The sequence below is a fragment of the Candidatus Krumholzibacteriia bacterium genome, from assembly GCA_029865265.1.
Lineage (GTDB): Bacteria > Krumholzibacteriota > Krumholzibacteriia > WVZY01 > JAKEHA01 > JAKEHA01.
In genome coordinates, this window is the sequence record JAOUHG010000017.1 from 1 (window position 1) to 16,384 (window position 16,384).

Annotated in this window: 7 protein-coding genes; 2 read left to right on the forward strand and 5 right to left on the reverse strand. The window is 68.0% G+C overall.

The genetic code is table 11. The annotated features are described in order from the left end of the window. The 5 genes from OEX18_09200 to OEX18_09220 form a co-directional block, all read right to left on the reverse strand. Positions 1–226, reverse strand: a 226-nt coding sequence (locus OEX18_09200; GenBank protein MDH4337432.1) for a phosphoenolpyruvate carboxykinase (ATP), incomplete at its 3' end; no start/stop codon positions are given. A gap of 172 nt (positions 227–398) precedes the next feature. Beyond that, positions 399–4,355 (reverse strand): NEW3 domain-containing protein, encoded by a 3,957-nt coding sequence (locus tag OEX18_09205; protein MDH4337433.1) that lies wholly within the window; start codon positions 4,353–4,355, stop codon positions 399–401. Continuing rightward, on the reverse strand, positions 4,355–10,048 hold the full coding sequence (locus OEX18_09210) for an OmpA family protein (GenBank protein ID MDH4337434.1): 5,694 nt from the start codon (positions 10,046–10,048) through the stop codon (positions 4,355–4,357). Before OEX18_09210 ends, OEX18_09205 begins: the two co-directional genes overlap by 1 nt. Before the next feature lie 181 nt (positions 10,049–10,229). Further along, positions 10,230–12,926, reverse strand: a complete 2,697-nt coding sequence (locus tag OEX18_09215) for a hypothetical protein (GenBank protein ID MDH4337435.1) — start codon at positions 12,924–12,926, stop codon at positions 10,230–10,232. Positions 12,927–12,938: 12 nt separating this feature from the next. Next, complete coding sequence (locus OEX18_09220) at positions 12,939–13,424, reverse strand: hypothetical protein (protein MDH4337436.1); 486 nt, start codon at positions 13,422–13,424, stop codon at positions 12,939–12,941. 440 nt (positions 13,425–13,864) lie between these two features. On the opposite strand from OEX18_09220, the gene OEX18_09225 reads away from it, so the two are divergent. After that, positions 13,865–14,920 (forward strand): ATP-binding protein, encoded by a 1,056-nt coding sequence (locus OEX18_09225; protein ID MDH4337437.1) that lies wholly within the window; start codon positions 13,865–13,867, stop codon positions 14,918–14,920. A gap of 4 nt (positions 14,921–14,924) precedes the next feature. Further along, complete coding sequence (locus tag OEX18_09230) at positions 14,925–16,277, forward strand: sigma-54 dependent transcriptional regulator (GenBank protein ID MDH4337438.1); 1,353 nt, start codon at positions 14,925–14,927, stop codon at positions 16,275–16,277. The last annotated feature ends 107 nt before the right edge of the window (positions 16,278–16,384 follow it).

A 16,384-nucleotide genomic window follows, 5' to 3' on the forward strand; every position in this document is an offset into this window, starting at 1 on the left:
TGTCCTTGCTCGACGCCTCCTCGACGACGAACTTGTCCTCCGGGCTGCGACCGGTGTACTTCCCCGTCTCGGCGCACATCGGGCCGTCGGCCGCGATGAGCCCCTCGCCGTTCATCACGAACTCCTCGTAGAGGGTCGCCGGCGTTGCGTTCCACATCACGCCGCCCAGGTTGGTCAGGCCGACGGCGTCAAGGCCGACCTTCGGCGTGAACTCGCTGTTAGACATCGGAACCTCCATTTTGTCCTTTTATTGAAATTCGTCCCGCACGGTGCAGCCCTCCGGCGGTTCACGAAAGAACCGGTTATGTGTCGGGATTTCAGGCGGATACTAGCGTATACCGCGGCTGCGTGCCACTGGCTTTTGGGCGGGTTGTCCCGCCGGGGCCCAGCGGGCGCCGTCAGCGCACGCGCACCCGGTACGTGATGACGCCCGCCTGCCCCGGCGCCAGGTAGAACGGCGCGTTCCTGGAGAAGAGCACGCGCAGCGTGTGATCCAGCGGGGTGAACTGGGCCTCGTCCGCGTCACCCGGGTCGAAGGTGAGGAAGACGGGAGCGCCCGCAGGCGGCTGCCAGCGCAGGTCGAGCCCGGCGCCAAAAGCATCCGGCTCCACGTCCAACCACTGCGAGACCGGGTCGATCAGAACCACGTTGGCCAGGCTGTCCGCGCCGACGTTGGCCAGCCGAACCGCGTACGTGATCACGTCGCCCGGCAGAGCATCGGTGCGGTCGAGTGACTTCTCGATCGAGAGCTTACCAAAACCCGGCGTCACCAGAATCGCGTCGCCGGCGGTAGCGGTGAGAACGAGCGGCGTCCCCGAAACGGTCTGGGTGACGGTGATTGTGAACGTGGCGGTGGCACCCGGCAACGCTCCCGCGGGCACGAACACGCGCAGGATCAGGTTGAGCACGCCACCGCCCGGGCCGGCGGGATCGAGGTCGCCGTCTGCCGGCACCAGGGGACGATCCGCTCCGTCCACGAGCCCGTTGCCGTTCACATCGACGTACCACACACGCGTGAATGCCGAGTCACCCGCGGCAACGATGTCCGCGTGGCCCGCGGTGCGCGCATCCACACGGTGCGCGAAGTCCACCGCCCCGCCCGCCGGACCGCTGATCGTGCCGCCGTTGGTAATGGTGATGACCCCGACGTCCGCAAAGTTCACCGTGATGCTGTCGCCGGACGCCACCACCCCGGTCGACACGATGTCGGGCGTTAGCGACGCGAAACCGGAGGGGTTCTGTTCGGCAACAACAAGGCTGTCGGAGTGCACGAGCATCCTGTAGGTGCCGTCGCCGAGCGTTACCACGGCCGTGCCGCTGCGATTCTCCCGCACCAGCACGCCGCCGAGCCCCACGTCGCCGGCACCGAATACGCCATCGTGGTTGCGGTCGTCAAAGACGGTTCCGCGCACCAGTGCGCGCGTCTCCGTGGTGAGCGCCGCGCTCTCGGCCAGGTTGGGCGGCCGGCTGGAAACGGCGTCGATGATGGCCACGTGGGCGCCGTTCGCGGAGACCGGTACGTCCACCCTGACGATGTAGTTGATGGACTGGCCCGGGTTGAGCAGGCGGCTCCAGAACGGCGCCGTGTGCGTCACCAGCGAATCGCCGACGGTAATGCTGCTGGCCGCCCAGCCCGCCGGAGGGGTCCACTGCACGCGGAATGAGTCCGGGAACGAACCGGCGTTGCGCAGGGCCAGCGCCGCCGTGAATACCGAGCCCGGCGCCGCACCGCGTATCGAACGCCCGCCCAGCCCGGTTCCGGCGGCGCCGAACACACCAAAGCCGTTGCCGTCGATGGCGTAATCGGGGCGCGGGGGGCCCACGACGCTTATGCGCGCGGCCAGACTCTCGAACGAGCCCGGACTGCTCTGCGAGGTGATGTCGAGGATGTACTGGAATGAGGCGATGCTCTCGCCCGCCGGAACCGTCACGCTGAACGTGTAGAGCCGCACCGCGCCGGCGGGAATGCTCCCGGTAACGAACGGCGAGGGTGATCCGTTGAAACGCGCGGTCCACGCGGGAATGGCGTTCCATTGCACGCGATACGAGTCCGCGCTGGGCCCGTGGTTCTGCAGCTCCACGGTGTAATTGAGTGTCGCGGGCGCCGGCGTGATCTGGAGTGAACTTCCGCCCGCGCCGCTGCCGATGGCGCCGAACACGTTGTGCCCGTTGCCGTCGATCAGGCCGTCGACGATCGCGGGCGGTACTACCACCAGGCGCCCGGTCACACTGTCCAGCAGGAACTGCTTGCTGTTCTTGCGGGCGTTCACGATGACATCGAAGGTGCCGCCCATCGAACCGGCGGGCACGATTACGCGGAGCGGGTATGTGCCCGCCGGAATGTTGGTCAGCGGCAGGTAGCCGCCGTTGAAGGTGACGTCCCAGCCCGCGGGAGCGGTCCAGGTGACGTCGAATCCGTTGGTGCCCGAGACATTCCGGATTTCAACCTGGTAGATCACGGTCGCGCCGGGGTTGACCGTCCGCACCGACGTGCCGCCCAGCCCGGTGTTGATGGGACCGTAGATGGCGGCGCCCTGGCCGTCGATCAGCACGTCCATCTCGTTGGCGCTCGCCACGCTGACCGAGGCCGACACGCTCTCCGTGACCACGGACGCCACCCGGGACGCGGCGTTCAGGATCGACTGGTAGGTTCCGAACGCGGCGGCCGCGGGAATCTGGATGCGCAAGGTGTAGAACGCCTGCGCGCCGCCGGCGATGGTCGGGGTAACCGTGGGCAACGCACGGTTGACGCCGTTGATGGTGATGGTCGCCGTCCACCCGGCGGCGGGAGGCGTCCACGAGAGCGAGAAGGAATCCGCGAGCGCACTCTCGTTCTGCACGGTGATGGGAAATGTCACCGTGGCGCCGCGCTCGCCGGCGTTCGAACTGCCGCCGCCGGCACCGGTGCCGCTGGCGCCGTACACGTCGTTGCCGTTGGCGGAGATGATCATGTCGACGCGCGGTTCCAGCAGGCGAAGGATGCCGTGCACGGAGTCGAGCTTGTTGGCGTCCACCGTGGAGGCCGCGGTGAGGTAGAGGTCGTAGTCGTCCCCGCGGTTGGGCGACGGCACCTGCATCTGCAGCGTCATGGCCGCGCTGCCGCCCGCCGGGATACTGAGGGTCGTAAACGAGCCCGTGTACGTGGTGCCGTTGTAGACCACCGACGCGGCCAGACCCGCATCGCTGGTAAACGACACCGTGTACGCGCCCGCCGCGGTGCCGGTGTTCTTGAGCTGCAGTGCGAACGTGGCGGGAACGCCCCACGCGGATGTCTTCAAACCAAAGCCGCCCGCACCGCCGGGACCCACCGCACCCACGCCGTTGCCGTCGATGGTGAGGTCCGCGCCGTAGGTGGCGGCGGTCACGATGGCGCGCAGGCGCGCACTGTCCACGCGGCTGGACTGCGCGGTGCTCTGCGCGTTGACGACCGTGTCATAGGTGCCCGCCGCGGTCCCCGGCGGTACGCGCACGCGCACCTTGTAGGTCACCGACGCGCCCGGCGCCAGCGAAGGCATGACGTACGGGAGCGCCTGCGTGGTTGCCCCGATTTTCAACCAGGCCGTCCAGCCCGCTGGCAACGTCGATGTGAGCCGGTAGGTGTCCGCCACCGTCCCCTCGTTCTCGATGCGCAGGTCATAAGTAAGGGTATCGCCGGCAATCGCGCTCCGGGTCGAGAGACCGCCGTTGCCGCTCCCCAGCGCGCCAAACACGTCGTCGCCGTTGCCGTCTACCGCCAGGTCGACCCACATGCGGTAGATCAGCGACACGTCGTCCACGTAGGTCCACGTCTCGTAGAGGTTGTCGAACAGGTTGGCCTGCTCGAAGTACAGCCGGACGGTCTGGCCGGCGTAGGCAATCACATCGTGCGACACCGGCAGCACGTTGTCGTCGCTGAGCCAGCCGCTGTCCTTGTAGATGTCGTTCCACTCGCTGAATGCGTACAGCAGCACGCGGCGCAGCACCGTGTTGCTGGTGGAACGGATGTCCGCGTAGAACGGGTCGTAGTAGTCGCTATCGTAGCCCTGCATGCGGATCTTGAAGTTGAGCACCGCGCTGGACACGCCGGCCGGGATGCTGACCGTCTGGTACATGTACGCGTGCGTGTCCGTTATCTGACCCACGTACTTGAAACCGAGCAGCGCCGAATAGCTGCCCGAGTACGGCATGTCCGGCTGCACCGAGTGGTCGGCGTAGGTCGCGTTGTTGGTGCCGCCGCGGAAGGCGCCGTGCACCCACGAGGAGCCAAACGTGCCCGTCTCGAAGCCGCCGTTGACCACCAGCTCCCCGGCCAGGGAAGCAACCGGGAGCGTGAGCGCGACCAGCGCCGTCAGGATGCAGAACAGAAGGCGCTTCATCACTTCAACCTCTCAAAGTCGGAGAGCATCCAGTCCGACAGGATCATCTGGATGCGAATGCCGAATCCGTCGCTCCACGCGTCGGTCCCCGTGATGTCGGGATCATTGAAGCCGTTCGCGCTGTAGCCGGCGGCGAGACGCACCGAACGGTACACCATGCGGCCGATCTCGATGCCCGCCCCCGACTGCGACGATCCGCCGCCGCGCAGCACCACCGTGCGGCCCCACAGGTCGAGGTCCCACCCGCGGCCGAAGTGCCATATGTACTGCGCGAGCGCGAGATCGGTGTTGGTGTGTAGCGACACGCCGTAGCTCCAGTCCTCCACGTGCTTGTACGCATACTTGAGGCGCACCTCGTGCTCGGGATTGAACAGCATGTTCACGTCGGCCGACCCCACCACGCGCCAGCGAATCGCGTCCGGATCCACCGGCGTGTAGCGGTCGTAGTAGCTCTTGACCATGGCCAGCGACTGCAACGGCGCGTACGGCGAGCGGTAGGTGCCAGCCAGCGTGGTGTAGCACTGCGTGCCGTCCCGGTTCTGCGCCGCGCTGTTGAGCGCGAGGATGTTCTTGGCCAGCCAGGCAAACCCCCCGCCCAGTTGCTGCGCGGCGGCGATGCGCAGCAGGTGCTTGTCGCCGGGGCGTTCCCAGCGGTACTCGTACCCGCCGTCGACAAAGTAGCGCCCCGGCCGGCGCGCACTCAGCCCGGTGGTGAGGGATACGTACTCCTCGTCGCGGCGGCCTGAGAGCGAACTGAATGTCTCGATTCCGAGGGTGGCGCCGGTGTAGCGCCCCAGCGTGAGCGGCTGCCGGATTCCGCTCACCGCGCCCATGCGCGCGTCGCCCGCCGCGCGGTCCAGGGCGTAGCGCGTGTACGCCTGCGTGCCGCCCGCGGTGGTACCCTCGAGTCCCGCCGTCACCTGGTTGGTGGTGGAGCGCCCGGTCGCGGTGAGGTACTCGTGCGTGACCACCGCGCGGAAGCGCTGCGAGAGCGGCACGCCCAGGGTGGTGCGCAGGCGGTTCGGATAGTCGTCCACGATCTCGTTGCCGAGGTTCTGCTCCCACGTGGTCGCGAGGCCCGTGCCGCTACGGCTTCCCAGCGCGACCCCCAGCAGGGACAGCAACCCCTGGCTGTCGTCCTGCGGCTGGTCGTGTCGCGCCAGGCGCAGACCCGCGGACATTTCCACCAGCCGGCGTCGATAGTCCACGGTGGAGCGCAGTGTGCCACGGCGCTCGCCGGTGCGCTGCAACTCGTGCGAGTATCCGTCGGCGTTGAGTGCGAGCGCGCCGCGTCCCGCGAGGCGGCCCTCGAACCCTGCCTTGAGGCTCGCCAGTTCGCTGTCGGAGCCGCGGAACGACGGGTTGGAGAAGTCGCCGTCGACGCGGCGCAGGTACACGTCGAGCTTCGACATGCCGCGCTGTCCGCCCGCGCTCATCTTGAACGCGTTGCCGCTCCCGGTGAGGTCGTCCTCGCTGCGTGCAAACTCGCCCGCCAGGCGGAAACCGTGCATGCGCGCCTCCCCATCCACGCCGTACAGCGCGTAGCCCGGCGCATCGCCCGCGTTGGCAACCGCCGTGACGCCCGCGCGGTAGCGGTTGCCGCGCACCACGTCGCCGCGCGCACCAAACATGTACACGTCGGCGGCGCCGGTTTCGGTTTCGTAGGTCACCACGATGACGTTGGGATTGAGATCGCGATCCGTCACCGCCACCGGCTCCATAAACAGGATGGATCCGTCGTACGGGTTGATGATGTAGTCCCGGCGCCGCATCATCACCCGCGCCTCCAGCACCTTCTCGGACTGGTAACGCTGGCGCGTTTCTACGATCACCCGCTCGGAGTTCTCCACCAGCGGCGCGGCCGACAGGTAGTAGAACCCGCTGGTGCCGTCCGCGGGAATGTCGTCGGTGCGCGTCACCAGATCGGTCTGCGTGAGGAAGGCCCGGAACTGGTTGGGACCGTCCACCGCGCCGCCAGACAATCCCGTCACCACCTGGTGGTAGGTGAGGAACTCGCCCCGGTCGATGGGGGTCTGGAAGTCCGAGTAGCGCAGGAACGACTGGCCACGATCCAGCGAGACGTAGTTGCCGCCGCGCGCCGGCGCCGCGTACTGCACGGTGGATGCGTCGCCGTAGATCGGGTACTGCTTCTCCGGGTCGGGCTGCTTGCGCAGCGGGTCGTCGTAGCGCTTGCGCGTGTCGAGCCGCGCGGTCACGCGCACCCCGCCCGGTGCCGCACCCTGCACGAACGCGCGCGCTTCCGCCTCGGCGTCGAACCCGTCGCGGTAGTTCTCCACCCCGTCGCCGCTGCCCTCGCCGTGGGTGTGATACGCGCCCATCTTGACGTCGACGATACCGGTGGCAAGCAACGGCCGTTGCGGGTTGACGAAGGCCACCTCGATCTGCGCGCGCATCCCGCTGGACTCCACCGCCACGCGACCGGCACCGGTCTGGTGGCGCGGTCGCAACGGCACCGCGATGATTCCCTCGCGCGTGGCGACCTGCAGCCCGCGCTGCTCGGGCCGCGCGTCTTGCGCCGTGGTCAGGTCCGCACCCTCCACCACATCCACGATGAAGCCGTCCATCACCGGCAGGCCGAATCCGTCCCGTACCGCGAAGCGCAGCGTCGCCGTCGAACGTCCGTCGGCGGCGATCAGCGTGTTGTTATCCAGCGGCACGATCTCCGCGGGTTTCGTGGACAGCGCCACGCGCACGGTGTCCGTCGCCTCGCCGCCGCGTAGCAACGACGCGCGTACCACGATCACGTTCCATCCCCCGCGCAAACGCACGCCGTACCACGTGGTGGTTTCCTCCTGGTGCGCAACGTCCACCGTCCGCTGCCCCACCCGCTCCTCACCGATGGACTCGCCGTCGACAAGGAGCGACACGCGGCTTCCCAGCGGGTGGCGTGCGTGCACCGAAACCTGGTCGCGATCCACCGCAACGAAGCCGTTGAGCGGGTCGAGGATGGAGACGACCCCCTCGTGCGGCGCCGGCGCGGGGTCTCCCGGGGGCACCAGCGGGGCGGGCGGTGCCGTACCCGCCGCGGACGCGGGAACCCGTTCCGTCCAGGTGGCGGCCTGCACCTGCGCGATGCTCGTGCGCGAGTCGCGGGGCGCGATGGTGATGGTGCGCCGCGTCGAATCGGACGGCGCGGCGGCGTCATCCAGCCGCACGACGGCCGCGATGTCGCGGATCAACTGGGTATCCGCCTCCGCCACCATGAACGCAACCACGCAATCGACGCTGCTCCCGCGCGCGAGTTCGTCGATGACGAACTCGCCGCCGGTTTCCGTTACCGGCACGCCGTCCAGCGTCACACCCACGCGCGCCACCTTCAGCGCGGCCGGAATGCTCAGGCGCAGGACCGCGCTCTGCGCGCGCTCCGAGGTGGTGGTGAGCCCCCAGCGCACCGTCGCACCCACCGAGTCGGGCAGTTCGGAAAGATCACGAATGGCCGTACCGATGCGCAGCGCGGGGTCGAGCGAGTTATTGGCGGGCGGGATCACGCTCACGTCGACGCGGCGATTCATGCCCCTGCCATCGGCGGTAGCGTTGCTGGCGATGGGCCGCGTGTCGCCGTAGCCAAGCACCAGGAAGCGCGACGTGGGAACGCCCATCGAAACCAGCACGTCGCGCACCGCCTCCGCGCGCGCCTCCGAGAGCTCCTGGTTGGACGCGAACGGGCCGGAACGCACGGGCAGGTTGTCGGTATGTCCCTCGACCAGCGCCGTGAACCCCGGATGATCGACGAGAAACAGCGCCACCGGCAGCAGCTGGGAGCGCGCGCCAAACAGCAGTGTCGCCTTGCCCAGCGCGAACTGCGAACTGGGCAGGGTGAAGGTGGGGCCGGTGCGGGGGCGCGGCACCACGGTCACGTGCTCTTCGCACACCAGCGACGCGGTGCGCGCCACCGGCGGGACCACCGGCCTGCGCAGCGGGAAGGCCACGCGCACGTGCGCCGGCGCAATCAGGTGTACGAGGCGTTCGTTGGGGCGCTGCACGTGCGATTCCGTGACCGGCGGGCGCACCAGCTCGGTGCCCGCGGGGAGCGTGCTCTCGTCCAGCCGCACCACGCGCCAGCCCTCGAACACGTGGGGAATGGAGAACACGCCCGCGGAGTCGGTCACCGCGTACTCGCCGCTCTCGAGGTAGACAGACACGTTGCCCGCGCCGGCTTCGCCCTCGTCGCGGCGGCCGTCCTCGTTGTCGTCGATCCACACGTCGCCCAGCACGAATCCCTCGATCCCGATTTCCTCGTTGTCGATGCGGATCGCCGCCACCACCTGGCCGGTGCGTGCGCTTCCACCGGTCTGCGCCTGGCCCGCGGCGATGCCCGCCACCCGCGCCCAGCCCTTGGACTCGCGGCTGTTCACGACAAACTTGATCGCGGTGCTCTTCGATTCACCGGGTGCAAGCGTGCCCACCGCCCAGGCGAGCTGGCCGCCGGACTGCGTCACACCGGTCCCCGCGACAAAGTCGAGCGCCGCGGGCGCGTCTTCCGAGACGACCACCTGGTCCACGCGCACCGAGTCGGTGCGGTTGCTGGCGGTGACGACCATGGTGACCACTTCGCCCAGCGAACCCGTGGCCTGACGGAAGGTCTGCTCCAGGCCGAGCATGGCGTACGCATCGGGCGCCCGTTCCACGGTCATCTCGCCGCGCACGCTGTTCACCGCGTTGGTGTCGGCCCGCGACTGCGCGCTGAACAGGACACTCGTCATCGGCCCCATCACTACCCGCAGCGGCGTGCCGGGGCTCGCCACCACCAGCCGCACCAGGCGCACCTCACCGGCCGCCAGTGCACCGATGCTGAAGCGGCCGGGCCGCGGCGACGCCGGATACTGCACGCCGGCCGAATCCGTGCACGCGAGGGTTACACCGGGCGGCAACACGACGCCGTTGGCCAGGAAGACCTCCACGCTGTCCGCGTTGCCGGCGTTCTCGACGTCGGCACTGAACGCCACCGATTCGTCGTACAGGCCCACGGCCGCGCCGATCGCGTCGTCGGGTGATCCCTCGCCGCCGGGAAGCGCGCGCGGATTGCCGGCGGGCCCGATGAACACCAGCGCGGGCCCCGCCAGGCTGGTGACACTCACCACGGTCGCGTCGGTGGTTGGCGCAAGGAGCTTGCGCCGCGCGAGCGGCGCATTGGGATCCACCGCCGACGTGGCGCGCAACTCGACAAATGCGGTTCCCCTGCTCGATGCCGGCACCACGATGCCCACGTCCACCGGTGTCGACATGCCCGCGAGCAGCGAGAGGAATGCCGGGTCGTTCTCTCCCGGGTCAAAGCGCCCGTTGCTGTTGCCGTCGAAGAAGAAGATCACGCCCGGCGTCACGAACGACGACGGCGGAAGATTGGCCGCGGCCATCGACGCGGAGTCGGGCGCGTTGCCCAGGTTGTCCAGCGTGAGCCGGCAGTAGACGGTGTCACCGGGAGCGGCGGAAAGCTGGAACGCCGGCGCCGCCACTGTGCCCCCGGGCCCGACACGCAGCAGATACGTCTCCAGCACGCGCGTGTTGACGCTGTTGGACAGCGAAAAGTCGTTCGCGGAGGCGTTCGTGTAGTCGGCGGTGGCGGTGTTGACGACGTTGGTGCCGGCCGGGGTTACCTGGGCGCGTGCGGCGGACCACGGCACCAGCGGGGTCAGAACGGCGAGGATAGAAACGGCGTAAGCGGTTGCCTTCAAACGAAAAACGGCGAGCCCCGCCGCCGCTGTTTCTGGCGTCTTCCGCCTGCGATTCTGCCCCTCGTTGCACTTCATCTCTAGTAACGCGTTTCGGCCGCCGCACGCGGGGGAGCCTGGAAGGCTCCACCCGCGTACGCGACCGAGTAAGAAGACCGCTTTCTTATGAAAAGCGTCCGATTGTCTACTGGATGCGCACCGTGAACCCCACACCCGCGGTCGAACTGCCGCCCGCGAGGAGATTTCCCGTGAACACCCACCGCACGTTGGTCACGTTGGCGTCGTAACCGGCCGGCGCACCACCGCCGCCGCTCGCCGGTGCGTAGGCCCACGTGGCACCGTTGTCGTCGGAGAACTCGATGGCGATACCCGTCACCGATGCCGGCGCCGTGCCGGAGGTCTCCGAGCCCACCTGGAACTGCGTCCACGTCGGAACCGCGTCATAGATGATGATCGACGTGAGCGAGGCACTGCCCAGGTTCTGGTAGTCGACCGTGTAGGTCAGATCGGTACCCGGGGCCTGGTTGCCGGCGGGGCTGACCACCTTGGTGAGGCTCAGGTTGCCGGCGGTGATGGTGGTAACGTCGGTGGCGCTGTCGAACACCAGCGTCACCTGGCCGGTGGCGGTCAGCACGCCCACCTCCACCGTTCCCACCGAAGCGCCCGCGGGCACCGTGAGTCGAACGCTGATGTTGGCACTGGCACCCGGCGCGAGCAGGATGCTCGTGATGGGCGTACTGGTCGCATCGAGGAACACGTAGCCCCAGCCCTGCGAGGAGACGTAGGTCAGGTCGAAGGTATCGCCCGTGTTACCCGTGTTGGTCACGGTGTGCGCGTAGGTGACGGTACCGCCGGCCGTTGCATTGCCCGCGTTGTCCGGATCGAACAACACCGACGCGAGCGTGTTCACCGTCACCGTGTTGACGATGGTGTCGCTCTGGGTGCCGTTGACCGTGGACGTGGCTGTGAAGGAGACGTTGTTGAGCCCCGGCGCGGTGGCCGCCGGCACAGTGACGCGCGCGATCAGGTTGATTTCAACACCCGCCGCCACCGGCCCCGTTGAGGCGACCGGCGTGAGTTCGCCAGCGTCGAGGATGCCGTTGCCGTTGGCGTCGATGTGGTAGGTGACCGTCCAGCCACCCGGCAGGACCGACGACAGCGTGAAGTTGTCATTGGAACCGCCGTTGTTGATCACGTCGAGCGCAAAGTTGACCGACGCGCCCGGGTTGGCGTTCAGGTTGCGAGCAACGTTGTTGGTCGTCCCGGGGGCGCCGTCATAGTTACCGATATCCACGCTGGCCGGCAGCACCGAGGTAATGCTGTCGGTGGTCAAGTTGTCCGCCAGCGGATCATTGGACGAGCGGGCCAGGATGACTGCGTTGAACGGACCGCCCGCACCCTGCGAGCCCGGAATCACCAGGCGGACGACGATGTCGGCCGTCGCACCGGGGGCCAGCGAGCCTACGTCCGGGGTTCCGTCGAAGTTGCTGTCCGCGAGCGGCGTAACGCCGTCGGCGCGGTAGAACAACACCGACCACGTACCCGGGATGTTGGACGCGCCGTCCAGCAGCACGTTGACCACGTCGGCCGCGTTGCCGTCGTTGCGGATGGTGTTGACGAACGTCACCGACGTATTGGCATACGCGGTGGCGATGGTCTGCACGTCATCGTCGAAACCGGGACCGGTGCCGGCACCCGGGTTGCCCACAGGACCGATGAGCACCGTCGCCAGCGTACCGACCGTGACCGGCGCGTTGTTGGAGGTGACGATGGTCGGATCCGGTGTCACCACGCTGTTGTCCACGTAGGCGAGTGCCGCGGTGTTGTTGAGCACACCGGGCGTCATGCCCACCGGAACCGTCACCTGGTACTGGAACGAGTAGCTCTGCCCCGCCACGATGGCACCGTTGGCGATGTACGCCACCGCGATGTCACCCGCCGCAGGCACGAGGCCCCACGCCCAGGTCTCGGGGCTTCCCGCCGTCGAGCTGCCGGTGGGCAGGTAGAGGACGGTGCCGCCGGCCGGCGAACCAGTGGGTGTTCCGAAGATCGCCAGCGGGTTGCCGCTTGCCGGGTTGAGCGGGATGATGTCGTACATGAGAACGCCGGTCAGGGCCACCGAAGCAACCGTGACGCCGTTCGCGCTGTTGGTGCCGGAGTTGGAACCGGTGAAGGTGTAGGTGATCTGATCACCGTCGTAGACCAGCGCGGGGGCGCCGGCCAGGTTCGCGGTCATCACCGCGTCGTTGACCACGGTGGTGAGGTGGTAGTTGCGCGTGTCAACCTGACCCGCGTCCGCCACCGAGGTACCCTGCACGCCGACGTAGGCCAGCTGGCCCGCCGTGGCCGTGCCCGGCACGGTATACGCGACAATGAGGTTCGCCGACGTGCCGGCCGCCATGGGCCCAAACACGCCCGGGACACCGCCTGCGCTGATCGCGGGCTCGCCCGCGTTGACAACGCCGTTGCCGTTCACGTCGTGATAGATGGTCACGCCCGAGAGCGCGAGTATCATGGTGGTGTTGGCGGCATCGATCAACGGCTGCAGCGTGTAGCTGTCGTTGTCGTTGCCGGTATTCGAGAGCGTGTAGCTGTAGTACACGGTCTGCCCGCCAATGGCGTTCTGCGCCATGGCCGGCGTCACCGGCGGGGTCTCGCCGGAGTCGTCGGGCAGGATCGATACGCTGTACACGGGCAGGACGACCGTGATCACTTCATTGGAAAGCGAGGTATACGTGTTGCCGATCAGGTCCTCGTAGGTGGCAGAGGCGCGGTTGCGGATCTGCGTGCCGGCCGGCGTCGTCTGCGCGAACGCCGAGGCGGCAAACATGGCCACCATAACGAGGGCGAGGACGGCAAGCGAGAGAATGCGCTTGTTCATTGTTCCGTCCTCCTATCGAACGACCGCGCGGTAAGCCAGGGTGACCTGCTCCGCGGGTTCGAGTTCATCGTTGAGGGTCCAGCGGACGTGCGTCACCATGCTGGCGGGCGCGTCCTTCCACACTTCCTTGCCGTCGACAACCGTGCGGATGCGAACCGGCCAGGCATGAAACGTCTTGCCGTTGTCCACGCTGAACGTGACCGCGGCGCCACCCGGCTGCGTGGCCGTGCGGACGACGTACTCGGTTCCCGACGGAATCGGGTCGGTGATCGAAACCGTGCGAACCGCGGTCTCTCCGCCGTTGGCGTAGGTGAGGCGGTACTCGATGAGATCCCTGGGAGAAGCCTCTCCCGCGGGCACGAACAACTCCTCGCCGGTCTCCTCGGCGACGAGCACTTTCCAAGCTTCGATATTCCCCGTCAGCGGACCGGAACCGATGGCGGCACCGGCCACGAACAAGACGGCGAAGATCGTCAGCAACATCACGGCGCGACGCATGGGCGCTACCTCCTGGATGGCGCGAATAGACGAAATGCCGGCGTGACCCCCCTGAGGGGTTCCGCTCCGGCAAGCGCGCGGCAACTGACCGCGCGTCCGCGCCGGTCTCCCCGGCCGCGGTTCACGGTGCAGAGGGCAAGGACCATTCCACAGAAGGGCGCATGGTTCCCCCATGGGTGGCATGGCGCCCCGGCGGGTATCCCTGCGGATCATGGCAACTTATTGTTTCTAAGTTTGTTACAGGGGAAGCTGGGCGGGAATTACAGGCCGCGGAAGAGAATCACGCGGAAGCCCAGGGCACCGCGCCGGCACCGGCCGGGAAATGCAAATTGACCGGTCACCGGCGGCGGGCCGGCCAATATGAAGCCAGCGCGCCTGGCGGGCAGGGGGTGGGACAGAGATTGTTGAAAATTCTACAGCCACTGGACTATATTCCACACATGACGCGACCCATTCCAGGCTGGAGAATCCTCCTCATCGCGGCCATCACCGCGGCGACGGTTTCGTTCCACTACGGGCTCCTCGTGCCCGACTCCCACGGCGGCGTGCTGCACGCCATCCACGGGCGACTGTGCTACATCCCCATCATTCTGGCGGCGGTCTGGTACGGCGTGCGCGGCGGGCTCATCACCGCGCTGGCCATCACCCTGCTCACCCTTCCCTACGCGCGTCTGAAGGGCATCACCGACCACCACACACTGCTGGGCGAGTACACCGAGATGGTGTTCTACGTGGCCATCGGTCTCATGACCGGCGTCCTCATCGAGCGGCAGTGGCGCGAGCGGCGGCGCAGCGAATCCCTGCAACGCGAACTCGCCAGGCAGGAACGGCTGTCGTCGCTCGGCCAGATGGCAGCGGGACTCGCGCACGAGATCCGCAATCCGCTTGGTTCCATCCAGGGCGCCGCGGAGATGCTGGGGGACCGCGCGCCGGCCGGCACGCGCGAAGGCGAGTTGTTCGACGTGTTGCGCAAGGAATCGCTCCGGCTGGGAGCGGTGGTGAACGACTTCCTCGGCTTTGCCCGGCCGCGCCCGCCGGAACTCGCGCCCGTCGACGTCGCGGCGGCGGTCGAGCGCGCCGCAGCGCAGATGGAACTGGACGCGTCGGCGCGGGGCGTCAGCATCGCGCGCTCCGTGGAAGCCGATCTCCCCGTGCTGCAGGCGGACGAGGGACAGCTGCACCAGGTCCTGCTCAATCTGCTGATGAACGCAATCGCCGCCAGCACGGACGGCGGCCGCGTGGAGATTTCCGCCGCGCGCACGCACCGCGACGGCGTGCCCTGCGTGGCGCTGCGCGTGCACGATACCGGCGCCGGCATTCCCGAGGACGTGCTGCCACGCATCTTCGACCCGTTCTTCACCACGCGTGAGAGCGGAACCGGGCTGGGGCTGTCGATCTCGCACGGCATCATCCGTGAGCACGGCGGCTGGATCGACGCGAGGAGCCGCCCCTTCGGGGGCACCACGATTTCCGTCATTCTGCCGGCGGGGGAATAACGCCATGGCCGACCGCGTTCTGATCATCGACGACGACGAAAGCATCCGCAAGGTGCTCGGCTTCATGCTGGAAGAGGCCGGCTACCAGGTGGACAAGGCGGCGTCGGCCGACGAAGGCGCGCGCGCCATCGCGCAGCGGCGTCCCGACCTCGTGCTCAGCGACATCAAGATGCCGCGCAAGGACGGCATGGAACTGCTCGGCGAGATCAAGGCCGCCGACCCTTCCCTGCCCGTGGTCATTCTGACCGCGTTCGGCTCGGTGGAGAACGCGGTGGACGCCATGAAGCGCGGCGCCGCGGACTACCTGACCAAACCGATCTCCCGCGACGACCTGCTGCACACGGTGGAAAAGACACTCAAGCTCCACCGCCTGGAAGCGGAGAACGCGGAGTTGCGCAGCACCATCCAGGAGCGCTTTCGGTTCGAAAGCATCGTGGGACTCTCGCCGGCCATCACCGACCTGTTCGGCGTGCTCCGCAAGGTCGCACCCACCGACGCGACCGTACTGATTACGGGCGAGAGCGGGACCGGCAAGGAATTGATCGCCAAGGCCGTCCATTTCAACAGCCCGCGGCGCGGCGCGCGCCTCGTGGTGCTGAACTGCGCCGCCATTCCCCGCGATCTGCTGGAGAGCGAGTTGTTCGGCCACGTGCGCGGCGCCTTCACCGGCGCCATTCGCAACAAGCCGGGCAAGTTCGAGCTGGCGCACGGCGGCACCATCTTCCTGGATGAAATCGGCGCCATGCCCGTCGAACTGCAATCGAAACTCCTGCGTGTTCTGCAGGAGCGCGAACTGGAGCGCGTGGGCGACGAACGCACCATCGAGGTGGACGTGCGCGTCATCGCCGCCACCAACCGGCCGCTGGCCGCGCGCGTGGCCGCGGGCGAGTTTCGCGAGGATCTCTACTACCGGCTCAACGTGGTCCCGGTGCGTGTTCCGCCCCTGCGCGAACGCGCCGGCGACATCCCGCTGCTGGTGGATCATTTTCTGCGCCGCTTCATGCCGGGCGCGGGCGTCTCCCTCACCGCGGAGGCAATGGGCCTGCTGGAGCACTACCCCTGGCCGGGAAACGTGCGCGAGCTGGAGAACTTCTGCGAGCGCATCGTCCTCATGCGCAGTGGCAACACCATCGACGCCGCCACGGTGGCCGGGCGGCTGGCGGAACTGGCGCGCGAGGCGCCCGCCACCGGCGCACCGACGCTGCACGAAATCGAGCGCAATGCCGTCGTCGAGGCGCTGCGCGCCTCCGGCTGGAACCGTTCGCGCGCCGCGCGCCGCCTCGGTGTCCCCCGGCACGTCCTGCTCTACCGCATGAAGAAGTTCGCCATCCTGGAGGACAACGAGACCCCCGGCTGAGCCCGCGGTGCCAGGGTGGCACAGCACCGGGACTTCGTGCTAACCTGTCGAGCCCGCGCGTGCCGTCACGCGCGACGCAACCACCAACGTCCCCCGCATTGCAAAGG

Coding starts and splice junctions, on each gene's coding strand:
- OEX18_09220 (MDH4337436.1), bottom strand. CDS start 13,424: ATGCGTCGCGCCGTGATGTTGCTGACGATCTTCGCCGTCTTGTTCGTG.
- OEX18_09225 (MDH4337437.1), top strand. CDS start 13,865: ATGACGCGACCCATTCCAGGCTGGAGAATCCTCCTCATCGCGGCCATC.
- OEX18_09205 (MDH4337433.1), bottom strand. CDS start 4,355: ATGAAGCGCCTTCTGTTCTGCATCCTGACGGCGCTGGTCGCGCTCACG.
- OEX18_09215 (MDH4337435.1), bottom strand. CDS start 12,926: ATGAACAAGCGCATTCTCTCGCTTGCCGTCCTCGCCCTCGTTATGGTG.
- OEX18_09230 (MDH4337438.1), top strand. CDS start 14,925: ATGGCCGACCGCGTTCTGATCATCGACGACGACGAAAGCATCCGCAAG.